The 14,655-nt window shown below is 69.2% G+C and carries 10 protein-coding genes and 2 pseudogenes; 4 read left to right on the forward strand and 8 right to left on the reverse strand.

Annotation, left to right across the window (positions count from 1 at the left end; genetic code table 11):
- Window positions 1–7: 7 nt before the first annotated feature.
- Window positions 8–889, reverse strand: coding sequence for a peptide chain release factor N(5)-glutamine methyltransferase (prmC, locus tag A176_RS09530; RefSeq protein ID WP_002637585.1), 882 nt, complete (start codon window positions 887–889; stop codon window positions 8–10).
- Window positions 886–1,974: a peptide chain release factor 1 gene (gene prfA / locus A176_RS09535; protein WP_002637586.1), complete on the reverse strand. Its 1,089-nt coding sequence runs from the start codon at window positions 1,972–1,974 to the stop codon at window positions 886–888. The genes prmC and prfA overlap by 4 nt, the downstream gene beginning before the upstream one ends.
- A 155-nt stretch (window positions 1,975–2,129) precedes the next feature.
- On the opposite strand from prfA, the gene A176_RS40780 reads away from it, so the two are divergent.
- Complete coding sequence (locus A176_RS40780; RefSeq protein WP_002637587.1) at window positions 2,130–2,252, forward strand: hypothetical protein; 123 nt, start codon at window positions 2,130–2,132, stop codon at window positions 2,250–2,252.
- 8 nt (window positions 2,253–2,260) lie between these two features.
- Here the strand turns inward: A176_RS40780 and A176_RS09540 are convergent.
- Window positions 2,261–3,480: pseudogene (locus tag A176_RS09540) on the reverse strand (CapA family protein).
- A gap of 62 nt (window positions 3,481–3,542) precedes the next feature.
- On the opposite strand from A176_RS09540, the gene A176_RS09545 reads away from it, so the two are divergent.
- The 3 genes and pseudogenes from A176_RS09545 (at window position 3,543) to smc (ending at window position 10,063) form a co-directional block, all read left to right on the forward strand.
- Window positions 3,543–4,358 (forward strand): tetratricopeptide repeat protein, encoded by an 816-nt coding sequence (locus tag A176_RS09545; protein WP_002640443.1) that lies wholly within the window; start codon window positions 3,543–3,545, stop codon window positions 4,356–4,358.
- A gap of 3 nt (window positions 4,359–4,361) precedes the next feature.
- Complete coding sequence (locus A176_RS09550; protein WP_002640442.1) at window positions 4,362–5,753, forward strand: hemolysin family protein; 1,392 nt, start codon at window positions 4,362–4,364, stop codon at window positions 5,751–5,753.
- Between the two features lie 708 nt (window positions 5,754–6,461).
- A pseudogene (smc, locus tag A176_RS41020) lies at window positions 6,462–10,063 on the forward strand (chromosome segregation protein SMC).
- Between the two features lie 139 nt (window positions 10,064–10,202).
- On the opposite strand, the gene A176_RS09560 reads toward smc, so the two are convergent.
- The 5 genes from A176_RS09560 to grxC all read right to left on the reverse strand — a co-directional run bounded on the left by A176_RS09560 (window position 10,203) and on the right by grxC (window position 14,505).
- A complete protein-coding gene (locus A176_RS09560; protein WP_002640440.1) occupies window positions 10,203–11,399 on the reverse strand; it encodes a hypothetical protein in 1,197 nt (398 codons plus the stop codon).
- A gap of 41 nt (window positions 11,400–11,440) precedes the next feature.
- Window positions 11,441–12,820: a sigma 54-interacting transcriptional regulator gene (locus tag A176_RS09565; protein ID WP_002640439.1), complete on the reverse strand. Its 1,380-nt coding sequence runs from the start codon at window positions 12,818–12,820 to the stop codon at window positions 11,441–11,443.
- Window positions 12,821–12,891: 71 nt separating this feature from the next.
- Window positions 12,892–13,644 carry a hypothetical protein gene (locus A176_RS09570; RefSeq protein WP_002640438.1) on the reverse strand — a complete coding sequence of 251 codons (753 nt, stop codon included), beginning with the start codon at window positions 13,642–13,644 and terminating at the stop codon, window positions 12,892–12,894.
- A gap of 98 nt (window positions 13,645–13,742) precedes the next feature.
- The gene (locus tag A176_RS09575) at window positions 13,743–14,153 is read right to left on the reverse strand and encodes a hypothetical protein (protein ID WP_002640437.1); all 411 of its coding nucleotides are present in this window, start codon (window positions 14,151–14,153) and stop codon (window positions 13,743–13,745) included.
- 94 nt (window positions 14,154–14,247) lie between these two features.
- Entirely contained in the window at window positions 14,248–14,505 is a 258-nt protein-coding gene (gene grxC / locus A176_RS09580) for a glutaredoxin 3 (protein WP_002640436.1), read from the reverse strand.
- Window positions 14,506–14,655: the final 150 nt, after the last annotated feature.

Below are 14,655 nucleotides of genomic sequence, written 5' to 3' on the forward strand. Positions count from 1 at the left end.
TGCGTCTTCAGCCCTGTGGCCCGCTGGCCACGGGCTGTGTCCCAAAAGCCATTCGCTCCCGCCGCTCCAGGTCCTTCTCCACTCTGACGTCCGCGTAGCCCGCGGCCCGCAGGAGCTCCAGGAGGGCAGGGCCCTGGTCCTCGCCAATCTCCATTGCAAGGAGCCCGCCAGGCTCCAACCACTGGCGCGCACCCGTCACCACCCGCCGCACGGCCACCAGTCCGTCCGGGCCGCCGTCGAGCGCCAGCTTCGGCTCGCGGCGCACCTCGGCGGACAGGCCCGGGATGTCCCCGGAGGCGATGTACGGCGGGTTGGACACCACCACCTGGAAGCGCGCGTCCGCCGGCACCGGGGCGAAGAGGTCGCCTTGCAGCACCGTCACCCGGTCCGCCACGCCCAGCGCCTGGGCGTTCTCCTGGGCCAGGGCGCAGGCGTCCGGCGACAGGTCCGTGGCGATGACGGTGGCCTGGGGCCGCTCGGCCGCGAGGCTGATGGCGATGCAGCCCGAGCCGGTGCACACGTCCAGCGCGCGTCCGGGCGCGTCCTTGGGAAGCATGCGCAGCGCCGCCTCCACCAGGAGCTCCGTCTCCGGCCGCGGAATCAGCACCCGGGCGTCCACCTTGAAGGGGCGGTTGTAGAACTCACGCACGCCCGTCAGGTACTGCGTGGGCTCGCCCGCCATGCGCCGCTCGATGAGGGCACGGTAGGCGCCCAGCTCCTCCTTGGAGAGCGGGCGGTCCAGGTCCACGTACAGCCGGACGCGGCTGAGCTTGAGCACGAACGACAGGAGGATTTCCGCGGTGAGACGCGGCGCGTCCACCTGTCGCTTCTCGAAGTGCTGGGTCGTCCAGGTGAGGACCTTGCGGATGGTCCAGGGCTCGCTGCTCATGCGGAGGGCTTCGAGCCGCCAGCCGTCTGCGCCTTGAGCGCCTCGGCCTGATAGTAGGTCCGGCAGGCGGTGAGGATGTCTTCCACGTCCCCCGCCATGACGCCCGGCAGGTTGTGCACCGTGAGGCCGATGCGGTGGTCCGTCAGGCGGTCCTGCGGGAAGTTGTAGGTGCGAATCTTCTCGCTGCGGTCGCCCGTGCCCACCTGCGCGCGGCGGGCGGAGTCGCGCTCGTTGCGGATGCGCTCCTGCTCGATTTCGTAGAGCTTCGCCCGCAGCATGCGCATGGCCATGGTGCGGTTCTTCAACTGGCTCTTCTCCTGCTGGCACTTCACCACGATGCCCGTCGGGTGGTGGATGAGGCGCACCGCGGAGTCCGTGGTGTTGACGCTCTGGCCGCCCGAGCCCGTGGAGCGCATCACCTGCATCTCGATGTCCGCCGGGTTCACCTGCACGTCCACGTCCTCCGCCTCCGGCATCACCGACACGGTGATGGTGGACGTGTGGATGCGGCCCTGCGTCTCCGTGGCCGGCACGCGCTGCACGCGGTGGACGCCGGACTCGTACTTCATGTTGCTGAACACCGCGTCGCCGGACAGCGTCACGGTGGCGTCCTTCACGCCGCCCGCGTTGCCCGGGCTCATGTCCAGGATGTCCGCCTTCCAACCCCGGCGGTCCGCGTAGCGGAGGTACATCTGCATGACCTCCTCGGCGAAGAGGGCGGCCTCGTCCCCACCCGCGCCCGCGCGGATTTCCAGGATGACGTTCTTTTCGTCATTCGGGTCCTTGGGCAGGAGGAGAATCTTGAGGCTGGCCTCCATCTCCTCGCGCTGCTCCTTGAGGCCGGGGAGGGACTCGCGGGCGAAGGCCTTCTCGTCGGCGTCGCCGCTGCCGAGCCAGGTCTCCACCTCTTCCATGTCGGAGATGACCTTGCGGTAGGCGCGGAAGGCCTCGACCAGCTTCTCCAGGCCCGCGCGCTCCTTGGAGACCTTCTGGAGCCTCGCCGAGTCGCTGAGTACCTCGGGGTTCGACAGGTCGGCGGTCAGGCGTTCGAACCGGCGCTCGACGTCTTCGAGTTTGTCAATCATCGTCGTTCCGGGGGGTATTGCCCCTTTGCCGGCCCTCTGGCAAGGGCGGGCGGAGTCAAGAAAATCCTTGGACGCTTGGGCGGGAGCATGAAAAAAGGCCGCCCTCACCGCGCTCTGCGGTCGTTTTTCACATCACCTACACGGAGTCCTTCCACATGCCCGCCCAGAAGGGAAATCGTTCCAAGAAGAAGGTCGCCAACCGCGCCAAGGGCCGGAAGGCCCAGCTCAAGCGCCGCCGCAACCGCGCCAAGAAGGGCCAGTCCAACAACAAGGTCTAGCGCGTGCGCTACTCCCTCCCTCGGACTTCGGGGGAGGGAGGCGGACGGGCCCACGGCTCCAACTCGGGCAGCATCCGCTCCACGCCTTCAGAGGACTCCGCCAGGAGCCGCAGCACCGCCTCCGCCGCCTCGCCCGTGACGGGCACCGGCTGGAAGGGCAGCTCCGGGAAGCGGTCGGTCCTCAAGGGCAGCACCTCGCTGGACACGTAGGCGCCGTCGGGTCCGAAGTGGCCCTTCCACAGCGCGCCGCGCTTGTCGCGAGGGTTCCAGTTCCCCCGAAGACGAAGTTCCCCAGCGAGTAGACGACGGGCTTGCCCTGGTACAACTCCATGGCCTGGAGGACGTGCGGGTGGGCGCCCAGCACACCTGAGGCGCCCGCGTCGATGGCCGCGTGGGCCAATTGGACCTGGTAGGGCTCCGGCGTGTAGGTGCCCTCGCGGCCCCAGTGGAAGTAGGGCAGGACGATGTCCGCCTGGGCCCGGGCCGCGGCGATGTCCTCGCGCAGCATCTGCTCCATGAGGGCCACGTCGGAGAAGTGGCCGGCGACGCCGGGCGTCGTCTCCGTGGCGTACACGCCGGGCGGCTCGATGTTGCGCGTGCCGAGGAAGAAGTAGCCCAGCAGCGCCACCCGCTGGCCCTCCACGGTGAGGATGGCGGGGCGGCGGGCCTCCGCCATGTTCCGGCCTGCGCCGAAGTAGGGGATGTTCGACGCGTCCAGCGTGTCCAGGGTGTCCAGCAGGCCCTGGGCGCCAAAGTCCATCAGGTGGTTGTTGGCCAGGCTCACCACGTCCACGCCGCCCGCGGTGAGGATGCCCACCAGCTCCGGCTTCGCGCGGAAGTTGAAGTTCTTGGGCAGCTTCTCGCCGCGCTCGGTGAAGGGGCACTCCAGGTTGACGACGAAGAGGTCGGCCGCGTCCGTCAGGGGCTTCACCTCCTGGAAGCCGTAGGCCATCAGGGCCTCCTGGGGGCGCCCCTTGGCCAGCTCCGCGTCGTAGTGCGTCTGGTAGTTGTGCCCCAGCGTCACGTCGCCGCCCACGATGATGGAGATGGGGCGGGCGGGCGGGCCGGCGTCTGGCGCCTCGGCGGGGGCAGGCGTGGCCTCCGGGCCCGCATCCCCTGGGGCGGGGGACTGTCGAGCGGGCTCCTCCGCTGGGGGCGGCACGGGGGAAGGGACGGCGCGGGGGTGACAGGCGGACAACAGGAGCAGCAGTAGGGCGGCGTGGCGCATGGGCGGGGGGAAACTCTACCTTGCACCCCTTGGAGCGCGGCGCGTAGATTGCCCGCGCGCTCATGGCCCGCGAAAAGGACAACATCGCTCTCTCCGACGAGCACAACACTCGTGGAATCGAGCTGGCGGACCGGGGTTGGCTCGACGAGGCCATCAAGGAGTTCAAGAAGGCCATCGACCTCGACCCGAGCTCCGCGCACGCTCACGACAACCTTGCGACCGTCTACGCGGAGAAGAAACTCTTCCGGGACGCACTCTCCGAGTACCTCACGGCTTTGAAGCTGGAGCCGGAGAGCGCCACGGCGCACTACAACCTGGCCTGCTTCCTCTCCACCCACGCGGGGGAGATGGCCGTGGAGGAGTACAAGGAAGCCATCGAGTTGGATCCGGAGTACCCGGACGCCCACCTCAACCTGGGCCTCACCTACGCGGACCAGGGCCGGGTGGAGGAGGCGATGCGGGAGCTCCAGACGGCCATCGAGCTGGACTCCCAGGACGCCTTCCCCCGTCACGAGCTGGCCGCGTTGATGATGGACGAGGGCGACTACCGCTCTGCCATCACCCAGTTGAAGGAAGTGGTGCGGCTGGAGCCGGACAACTTCGAGGCGCAGCTCGACCTGGGCATCTGCTACGCCCAGAAGGGCTTCTACGCGGAGGCGGAGCGCGCCTATGAGCGGGCGCGGGCGCTGAATCCGGAAGACCTGCTGCTCAACTACAACCTGTCCGCGCTGTTCGCGCTGTGGGGGCGTCCCAAGGACGCCGTGCAGTACCTGCAGAAGTCGCTCACGGCGGACCGTCCGAAGGTCATGGGTTGGCTGGCCACGGACCCCATGTTCGACGCCCTCAAGGGTGACCCGGACTTCGAAGCCTTGTTCTAAGCCATGGGCAACGAGTGGTTGTTCCTCGGGCTGGCGATTCTCCTCGTATTCGCCAACGGGTTCTTCGTGGCGACCGAGTTCGCCATCGTGAAGATTCGCGCCACGCGCCTTCAGGCGCTGGTGGACGAAGGCGCTCCGGGCGCCCCCGCGGCGATGAAGATGGTGGAGAAGCTGGACGCGTATCTCTCCGCCACGCAGTTCGGCATCACCCTGGCGTCGCTGGGCCTGGGCTGGCTGGGTGAGCCCGCCTTCGCGCGCCTGCTGGAGCCGGTGCTGGTGCAGTTGGTGCCGGAGGGCGCCGCCACCACGGTGGCCCACACCGCGGCGGTGGTGATCGGCTTCAGCATCATCACCTTCCTGCACATCGTGCTGGGGGAGCTGGCGCCCAAGAGCCTGGCCATCCAGCGCCCCGAGGACACGACGCTCGCGGTGGCGCTGCCGATGCGGTTCTTCTACTACCTGTTCTACCCGGCCATCGTCCTGCTCAACGGGCTGGCGGCGTGGGTGCTGAGGGTCTTCGGGCTCCAGTCGGTGGGAGAGGCGCACGAGGCGCACAGCGAGGACGAGTTGCTCGTCATCCTCCACAGCTCCGCGCAGGCGGGGGCCATCACCACGGCGCGCGCGGAGCTGCTGGAGCGCGCGCTGGAGATGGCGCAGAAGACGGCGCGGCAGGTGATGGTGCCGCGCAACCAGGTGCGCTTCCTGGACGTGGAGGAGCCGCTGGAGAAGTGCATCGCGGACGCGCGCGCGGCGGGCCACACGTGGCTGCCGGTGTGCCGGGGCAACCTCGACGAGGTCGAGGGCCTGGTGAACGCGAAGGACCTCTTCTTCCTGCTGTCGCGGGGCGAGCTGCGCAGCCTGGCGCAGGTGCAGCGGCCGGTGTTGTTCATTCCGGAGGGCGCGACGCTGGAGCAGTTGCTCGCGGAGTTCCGTCGCCGTCGCCGGCAGACGGCGCTGGTGGTGGACGAGCACGGCGGAACGTCCGGGCTGGTGACCATCGCGGACGTGGTGGCGGAGGTCGTGGGCGACGTGGCGGAGCTGGGCCGGCGCATGGACGAGGTCCGCGCGCTGCCAGGGGGCCGCTTCGAGCTTCCAGGCACGGCGCAGTTGGATGACCTGGAAGAGCGCCTGGACGTCAACTTCGACCTGGACGAGGACGAAGAGGGCGAGGTGACGACCATCGCCGGCTACCTCATGACGCGGCTGGGGCGCGTTCCCGTGAAGGGGGACACGCTGCGGCTCGACATGTGGCGCATCGTCGTGGACGAAGTCGAAGGGCCGCGCGTCGTGCGCGTCACGGTGGAGCCGCAGTCGAGGACGGCGCCGCGCACCGTGGCGGATGGCTCGGGTTCGCCGGGGGACGGGTCCTCGGGCGCGTCTGGCGAGTCCCTGTAGCGTCGTTGCCGCGGTGGGTCGTGCTTCGGCGCCGCTCCGTGTCGGAGGCGGCCGTAGCGCACGTGCCGTGAGGTCCGCGTGCGCGGCCTCGGCACACTGTGTGTCGGAGGGGCCCGTAGTGCACGTGCCGTGAGGTCTGCGTACGTGGCCTGGGGCACTGCATGTCGGAGGCGGCGGTAGCGCACGTGCCGTGAGGCTCGCGTGCGTGGCCTGGGCACACTGCGTGCGATGTGTCGGCACCCTCGGTTCCATGCGCGCGCCAGTGCTTGCGCGCAGCGGCCGCGCGCATCGAATCAAGCGCTTCGGAACCACCCCATGTGACGTCGCCAGGCGCCGCGCGGCCTGCCTGGCAGGTGGGACGCGGAGCGCGACGTCGGAGGCATGTCAGACCGGAATGCTAGGTCCCGTGCGGTGATGCCTCTACGTAGCGCAACAGGACTCCACAGGGCTGCAACGCGGTCATCCGCGTGGAGGACGTCCCAAGCACGTGAAACACTGTGGAATCACCACCCCGCAGGGTCCGCGCTACAGGTCGCGTCCGCTCTGTCGCGGACCAGGCAACCAAACGTATGGCGATGCGTGGCATGGCCACGCTTGATCGCTCGGAAGGTGGCTGGTACTCCTTTTCGTCAGACGCTCCGGAGCCGATTTTTCGGCCTCGCGCGCGTTTCTCTTCTCGTACAGAGCCCGCTCTAGGAGCCCGCTGGCATGCGAATCAAGCGGTTGGACATCACCGGCTTCAAGTCCTTCATGGAACGGAGCGTCTTCACGTTCGACGAAGGCGTGACGGGCATCGTCGGGCCCAACGGCTGCGGCAAGTCCAACGTCGTCGACGCCATCCGCTGGGTGATGGGCGAGCAGAGCGCGAAGAACCTCCGTGGCCGCGGCATGGAGGACGTCATCTTCAACGGCTCGGAGAACAAGCCGCCGCTGTCCATGGCGGAGGTGTCGCTCACCTTCATCGTGGACGAAACGGACCAGCTCTCGCCCCAGTACCAGGGCTTCTCCGAAGTCACCGTGACGCGGCGCCTGTTCCGCAACGGTGACTCCGAGTACCTCATCAACAAGACGCAGTGCCGCCTGCTGGACATCACCGAGTTGTTCCTCGGCACGGGCGTGGGCACCAAGGCGTACTCCATCATCGAGCAGGGCCGCGTCGGCCTCATCGTGTCCAGCAAGCCGGAGGACCGGCGCCACCTGCTGGAGGAGGCCGCGGGCGTCACCAAGTACAAGGCGCGCCGCAAGGCCGCCGAGCGGAAGATGGAGGCGACGGACGCGAACCTCCTGCGCGTCACCGACATCACCAACGAGCTGGAGAAGCGGCTCGAGGCGCTGTCCCGCCAGTCGAAGAAGGCGGAGAAGTACAAGAAGCTCAAGTCGCGCATGCGGGACATCGACCTGCACGCGGCCACCCACCGTCAGTTGGAGCTGATGGCGGAGAAGAAGATGCTCCAGTCTCGGCTGGAGAACCTGGGCTCCGAGGAGCGTGAGAGCCTGGACCGCGTGAAGGAGCTGGAGGAGACCATCACCCGCCGCCGCGCCGAGTTGGAGACGGAGACCGCCGCCCTCCAGGCGCTGGCTGCCGAGGTCCACACGCTGGAGAGCTCGCTGCAGCGTGACACCCAGGAGATGTCCTTCGGACAGCGCAACCTGGAGGAGACCCGCGCCCGCGTGGCCGCCGCCCAGGCGGAGCTGGACGGCCTGGTGGCGCGCAAGACGGAGATGTCCGACGCCATGGCCGCCCGTGAGGCGGAGCTGTCGGGCATCGCCGGCTCGTGGAAGGAGGACGAGGTCGCGATGCAGGTGGCGCAGGAGGAGCTGCGCCGCGTGTCCCAGCTCCAGACGGAGGTGGCGCTGCGCCTGGAGCAGGAGCGCGCCGGCCTCGTCGCCGTGGCCACGCGCCTGGCCAACCACGAGAGCAACCTGGTCAACCTCGCGCGCCAGCGCGGGGACCTGGATGGCCGCCGCGCCAAGCTCCAGGGTGAGCTGGAGACGCTGCGCGCCCAGGAACTGGAGCTGGAGAACGTCCGCGGCGACGTGGCGAAGCGGGTGGAGGACACCCGGCACCTCGCCGCGGAGCTGGCCGAGCGCAAGGGCCAGGAGGAGGACGCGCTCACCCGGACGCGCACCGCCTTCACGGAGAACGAAATCGAGGTCATCGCGCTGCGCGAGGAGCTGAGCGACAAGCGCAGCCGCCTGTCCACGCTCGAGGACATCCAGAAGAACTACGACGGCTTCGACCGCGGCGTGCGCGCGGTGATGACGCGCGCCGGCGTGACGCCCCGCGAGCAGGGCATCTTCGGCCTGGTGGCGGACGTCATCACCGTGACGCCGCGCTACGAGCGCGCCGTGGAGGCCGCCCTGGGCGAGCGGCTCCAGCACGTCATCGTGGAGAGCCGCGACAAGGGCGTGGAGTTGGTGGAGTACCTCAAGGGCCACGCCGAGGGCCGGGGCAGCTTCCTCCCGGTGCCCGCGCTGGACGCGCTGCCGCCCCCGCTGGAGCCGGACTTCAGCCGCCCGGGCGTGCTGGCCCATGCCCTGCGTGAGGTGACGTGCGAGGAGGCCCTGACGCCGCTCGTCCAGTTGCTGCTGGCCGACGTCATCGTGGTCCAGGACGTGGCCACCGCGCGCGCCTGGGCCGAGTCCGGCGGGCCGGCGTGCACGCTGGTGACGCAGGAGGGCGAGGTCTTCCGCCCGACGGCACCATCGTCGGCGGTGAGCGCGAGGGCGCGGCCGTGGGCGCGCTCCAGAAGAAGCGCGAAATCGCCGAGCTGGCCACCGAGGTGGCCCGGGTGGAGGAGCGCTACAACGAGATTCTCACCCGCCACTACACGCTCCAGAAGCAGATGGGGCACGCGGAGGGCGTCCTCAAGGGCCTGGCCAAGAACCAGCACGCCGAGGAGCTGAACCTCGCCAGCCAGGAGAAGGACCTGCACAAGGCGGGCGAGGACCTGGCCCGCGTGCGCGAGCGGGTGCGGGCGCTGGAGGTGGAGGAGGGGCAGTTGACCCAGAGCGCCACCGCGCTGGAGCACGAAGAGGAGATGAGCCGCGGCGAGGTGGCGCACGGCCAGGCGGACCGCGAGGGCCGCGAGGAGCGCGTCAAGCAGCTCGTGGGCGAGCAGGAGTCGCTGCGCCTGCGCACCGAGACGGCCAATGGCGAGCTGACGGGCCTGCGCATCAAGGTGGCCGCCGGCAGCGAGCGGGGTGAGTCCGCGCGCAAGGAGCTGGAGAGCCTGGTCACCCAGCGGCAGGACATGGAGACGCGCATCGCCCGGCTCCAGGCCACCGTGGTGGAGGGCGCCACCCGCACCGAGGAGCTGGAGCGCCGCATCTCCTCCACCGAGGGCGGCCTGTCCCAGCGCGCCGAGGAGCACAAGCTCGCCGCCGAGGGGCTGGAGTCCCGCCGCGCGGCGCACACCACCGCCTCCGCCGAGGTGCGCGAGCAGGACACGCTGTTCCGTGACTTGCGCGGCCGCGTGGACGAGCTGATGCAGGGCCTGTCGCAAATCTCGCTGCGCGAGCGCGAAATCGCCCTGGAGCTGGAGCACCTGGCGGCGGGCATCCGCGAGCGGCACCAGGTGGAGCTGGCGAACGAGCTGCACAAGTACCACCTGCTGCCCGCGCTGGCGCCGGAGACGGAGGCGGAGCTGAAGGACCTGCGCGCGCAGGTGGAGAAGATGGGGGAGATCAACCTCACCGCCATCGACGAGCACGCGGAGCTGTCCAAGCGCTACGACTTCCTCATCGCGCAGAAGCAGGACCTCCAGTCCTCCATCGAGCAGCTCAAGGACGCCATCCAGCGCATCGACGCCACCAGCCGCGAGCGCTTCAAGCAGACCTTCGACGTGGTGAACGAGAAGTTCCAGGCCATCTTCCCCCGCCTGTTTGGCGGCGGCCGGGCCAGCCTCATCCTCACCAACGACGGCCCTGGCGGAGAGCCGGGCGTGGAAATCGTCGCCCAGCCGCCCGGCAAGAAGCTGCAGAGCGTCAACCTGCTGTCCGGTGGCGAGAAGGCCCTCACCGCCGTGGGCCTCATCTTCGGCATCTTCCTCATCAAGCCGACGCCCTTCTGCCTCCTCGACGAGGTCGACGCCCCGTTGGATGAAGGCAACGTGGGCCGCTACAACGACATGGTGAAGGAGATGAGCAAGCAGTCGCAGTTCATCCTCATCACCCACAACAAGCGCACCATGGAGGTCTCCAACACCCTCTACGGCGTCACCATGGAGGAGCCGGGCATCTCCAAGCTCGTCAGCGTGCGCATGCGCGAGGCGGGCGCGGCCAACGACGACAAGGTGACGGCGGCCTAGCCACGTCGGGCGGGCCGGGCACCGGGTTCTCCGGTGTCCGCCTCACCGGCGGTGTCCGCTGGCATCCCCCTAAAACACCGAAGGCGCGGGCCCCGGACTTCCGGGCTCCCGCGCCTTCGTGTTTTCCGCCGTGGGGGGACTACTTGAAGTTCTTCTTCGGGCAGGCGGACTTGTCCTGCGCGGCGATCTTCTCCGCGTCGGCCAGCTCCTTCACCGACTCCTCCACGTTCTTCTGGGTGGCGGCGACGACGTCACCCCAGTTCTCCGCGTCCTTGGCCGCCATCTCCGTGGCCAGCGTCAGCGCGGCCTGGTCCGTGGCCTGGCGGGCCTTGATGGAGTCCAGGACGCCCGTGTCGGCCTTCACCAGCGCGTCGCACTTGCTGGACATCTCGTCGAACAGCCGCCAGTTCTTCGTCTTCTGGTAGCGGTCCACGACCTCGGCGTACGCCAGGGCCGCCGGGGTGCGGGCGCCGTCGGCGATGGCCGTGTCCGCCGCGCGCTGGGTGCGGTTGAGGTCCAGTTGGAGGAAGCGCAGCTCGGGCGGCAGGTTGGCCGAGGCCGCGTCCGGCGCGGCCGAGTCGAAGTGCACGAAGCGGTAGGAGAAGCCGAGCTCGTCGGAGTTCAGCTTCGCCGGCAGCGCGGCGATCTTCGGCTGGAGGCAGGCGGCGAGCTGGTCCGCCTCGGTGTTCCCGGAGGGCTCGAACGTCACCTCGGCGGGGGTCGGCTGCGCCTTCAGCAGCTTGATCTTCGCCGTCAGCGGCGGCGGGACCTGCTCCTTGAAGGGCGCGTAGCACTCACACCAGCTCGCCTGCGCCAGGCGCACCGCGCCGGTGAAGTCCGAGCCCTCGTTGATGCCGAAGGTGACGGAGTTGAGGCCGCTGGTGGTGTGCTCGAAGGGGATGGCGGCTTCCACCGGCTGCGCGCCCTTGGGCAGCGCGGCCGGCTTCACGTTCGCGTCCACCACCTTCTGGATGCACGCCTGACCTTCCGGGGTGAGGTTCTGCCCGCTGACGGCGTGCGTGGCGCCCTGGTCCGTGACGGTCGTCTTCACTTCCACGTTGGTGGTCTTCTCGGTGCCCCGGTGCTTCGGGTCCACGAGGCACTCCATCACCAGCGGACGGGTCGTCAGCAGCGCGCCCAGCACGACGCCCTGGCTCGCCTGCGCCGGGAGCTGAAGCTCGCGCGGCATGCAGTTGACGAGGTCGAACGGGGGCTGGTTGGTGATGCGGACCCGCTCCTCGGTCGACGTGGGCTGGCCGGCCTGGGGGGCAGGCTTCTGCTGACCGGCGCAAGCGGCGGTGAAGACGACGGAGGCTACGGCAACGCGACGCAACATGCGGTTGATCTCCCTAGGGGTGGTCCAGCGTGCGGACTTCTTTACTTCTCCAGGCCCTCTGCGTTCTTGAGGTCTTTGAGCCGAAGTCCGTTCTTTTTCAAAAGGCGATAGAGGCTTTGCATGGAAAGCCCGGTGCGCTGCTCGGCGGCCTTCATGTCGAAGCCCACCGTCTTCATGACTTCCGCGAAGTACAGGCGTTCGAAGTCGGCCAGCACCCGGTCCTTGGCCTCGTGGTAGGGCAGGGTGCCCACCAGGGTGGCCACCTGGGTGGTGGGGGCCTGGCCCTCGGCGCGGCGTGAAGGCTGGGCCAGGAAGTCCAGCCAACTGCTGTTGCCCGTCTCCTCCATCAGCGCGCCGCGCTCCAGCACGTTGCGCAGCTCGCGCACGTTGCCGGGCCATTCATAGCCCTCGAAGAGGGCCAGCGTCTGGGGCGTGAGGGTGATGCTGGCGCGCAGCGTCTGCGCCAGGGCCTGCGCGAGCACGGGCAGGTCGTCGCGGCGGGTGCGCAGGGGCGGCAGGCGCACACGCGCCACCGCGAGCCGGAAGTAGAGGTCCGCGCGGAAGCGGCCCTGGCGCACGTCCTCTTCCAGGTTGCGGTGGGTGGAGGCGATGACGCGCACGTCCACCGCCACGGGCTGGCCGTCCAGCGAGGGCACCTCGCGCGTCTCCAGCACGCGCAAGAGCTTGCCCTGCACGGGCAGCGGCAGCTCGCCCACCTCGTCCATGAAGAGGGTGCCGCCCCGGGCGGCCTCGAAGACGCCGCGCGCGTCGCGGTCCTCGCCGTCACCCGCGCGCAGGCCACCGAAGAGCTCGCGCTCGGCCTTCTCCTCGGAGATGAGGTTGCAGTCCACCACCTTGAAGGGGCCGTGCCGCCGCGCCGAGTGCTGGTGCACCGCGCGCGCCGCCAGCTCCTTGCCGGTGCCCGTCTCGCCTTCCACGAGCAGGCTCATGTCCTCGCGGGCGATGCGGCGCAGCTCGGTGAAAATCCAGCGCATCTTCTCCGACGCGCCCACCAGCGCGCCGAAGGACTCGGCGCCAGCGACCTCCACTTCGGTGGGGCGCGGGGCGACCTTCACGGAGAGCTTCGTCTTGCCCAGCTCCACCTTGTCGCCGCTGGTCAGGTAGGCCTGAATCACCTGCCGGCCATCCAGGAAGGTGCCGTTGCGGCTGCCGGTGTCGCGCAGCATCAGGCCGCGCGAGGTGCGCTCCACTTCCAGGTGGCGGCGGCTCACGGTGGCGTCGGTGAGCACCAAATCACAGGAGGTGTCCGAGCCGACGCGGACCAGTCCGTCCTGCGTCTTCACCTTCTTGCCCTTGTCCGGTCCTCCCACCACCTCCACCGTCCACTCGGGGATGGGGATGCGGGTGGTGCGACCTTCCTGCTCAGTCTGCGTGGTCTGGGTGACCTCGGGCCTATCCATATCGGGTCCTCTTTAGGTGCGAGTCGCATGGGCGGGCAAGCCCGACGCGAGGCTCTTCACAACGGGAATCCTCACGGCAGTACGAGCGGAACAATCCTGCCTGAGGGTTGTTGAACGCGCGCGTCGACGGGCACGGGTGCCAGCCTCGCGCGAGCCAGTGTTGGGGGACGTGCGGGCGCTCGCGGCGGCGGCCCATGGCTGGACAGGCCTCGGAGCGCCTCGCGCGTGAGCTCCTCCATCAGGAGTGTCAGCTCGGGGGTCGGGTCCGCGCCTTCGTCGATGATGTCCGCGTCGGGATTCATCGTGGCCTCTCCGAAGACCTCCAGCACCACGTCTTGCGTGGCGGGATGGAGGACCTCCACATGGCCCACGTACATCACCACCTCGGTGGCGCGCTGGCCCACCGAGTGTCCCCTGGTGTCCATCAGTTCACGTTCGCCGGCATGGCCGCGCCGCTCCGCCCAGGGCCGCAGCAGCAGGGCGTCTTCGGGACGCACGCCGCGGGACGCCAGCAGCGCCACCGCGTCGCCGGTCAGCCGCGCGTCGCCGGTGCGGGGCACCCGCACGTCCGTGGGACCGAAGAAGAGGGCGGCTTCACCCGCCTGCGCCTGGGCAACGCCCACCAGCCGCTGTGACAGCGCCAGCGCGCGCCAGTCCGGCTCTTCCCATTGGAAGCCGAAGGGCGCGATGAGCACCGCCGACACGCCCGACGCCGCGGGCACGGCGCCACGCGCCGGAGTGGGCGTGCTCCGGCAGGCCAGGGCCAGGACGGCCACCAGCCACAACGTCAGGCGTGAAGGGTGAAAGAGGAGGGTGTGTTTCAAGACCCCCCATCCAAGACGAACGTTCGGCCAGAATCCAGAATCCTGCGTCACTCCGCATCAGAAGCGACGCAGGAGGCTGGGTGGTGGCCCACTGGGACTCAGTAGCGGGCCGGCGGGTCGCTGGCGGGGAACGTCTCCAGCAGCTCCTCGTCGACGGCGTCGCGCGCCGTGCCATCGCCTCCCGAATCCACACTCGCCGTGGTGGGCTGCTTTTCCTTGGAAGCCGTGGCGTCGCGCTGCTTGCCGCCGGTGGACGCGCGCTTGCGGCCCGTTCCCGCCCGGGAGACGCCCGCCATGCGGGCGCCGAGCAGGTTCTTCGCCCGCTCAGCGAGATTCCGCTGCTCCTCCTGCCAGTCTCGGAAGAACTGGGCGAGCTCCGGGTCGCCGTTCTCCTCGGCGTCCCGGATGTAGGCCTCGCTCGTCGAGGCGCCCTTGAGGAGGTGATACAGGGCGCTGATGAGGTTGTATTGCTCGTCCCGGGTCCCCGTCTGCCGTGCTTCGACTGCCATGCCGCCTCCCGTGGATGAATGAAATGCCGCGGGAGGAAAGCTATGCATGCCGCGCCGGAGGCGTCGGGTGGGGCGGCTGGCCGCCTGCCTGTGCTCAGGCCTGGAGCATGGGCTCCAGGCGGCCCTCGGAGTCCAGACGGGACAAGTCGGAGTAGCCACCGACGTGCGTGTCGCCAATGAAGATTTGCGGCACGGTGCGCTGGCCTCCGCTCATCTCCACGAGCTTCGTGCGCATGTCGTCGTCCGAGGTGACGTCCACCTCCTCGAAGTCCACGCCCTTGCGCTTGAGCAGGTCCTTGGCGCGCACGCAGTAGCCACAGTAGGTGGTCGTAAAAATCTTCACGGGCTTCACGGTGTCTCCTCCTTCGTCTTCAGCAAGTTAAGGGGCAGGGGGCCTTGTCGCCACCCGGCCCGCAAAGACGACGGCCCCCGGTTCCCATGAGAGGGAGCCGGAGGCCGCGTTCAGGACGTCACCCGGGCGGGAGGCCTGGGTGAAGGGCTG

The sequence above is a fragment of the Myxococcus hansupus genome, assembly GCF_000280925.3.
GTDB lineage: Bacteria > Myxococcota > Myxococcia > Myxococcales > Myxococcaceae > Myxococcus > Myxococcus hansupus.

Excerpts from the sequence above, each read along its gene's own strand:
- A176_RS40780 (WP_002637587.1), top strand. The coding sequence starts at position 2,130 with ATGCCCGCCCAGAAGGGAAATCGTTCCAAGAAGAAGGTCGCCAACCGC.
- A176_RS09575 (WP_002640437.1), bottom strand. The coding sequence starts at position 14,153 with ATGGCAGTCGAAGCACGGCAGACGGGGACCCGGGACGAGCAATACAAC.
- A176_RS09550 (WP_002640442.1), top strand. The coding sequence starts at position 4,362 with ATGGGCAACGAGTGGTTGTTCCTCGGGCTGGCGATTCTCCTCGTATTC.
- A176_RS09565 (WP_002640439.1), bottom strand. The coding sequence starts at position 12,820 with ATGGATAGGCCCGAGGTCACCCAGACCACGCAGACTGAGCAGGAAGGT.
- A176_RS09560 (WP_002640440.1), bottom strand. The coding sequence starts at position 11,399 with ATGTTGCGTCGCGTTGCCGTAGCCTCCGTCGTCTTCACCGCCGCTTGC.
- prmC (WP_002637585.1), bottom strand. The coding sequence starts at position 889 with ATGAGCAGCGAGCCCTGGACCATCCGCAAGGTCCTCACCTGGACGACC.
- A176_RS09545 (WP_002640443.1), top strand. The coding sequence starts at position 3,543 with ATGGCCCGCGAAAAGGACAACATCGCTCTCTCCGACGAGCACAACACT.
- prfA (WP_002637586.1), bottom strand. The coding sequence starts at position 1,974 with ATGATTGACAAACTCGAAGACGTCGAGCGCCGGTTCGAACGCCTGACC.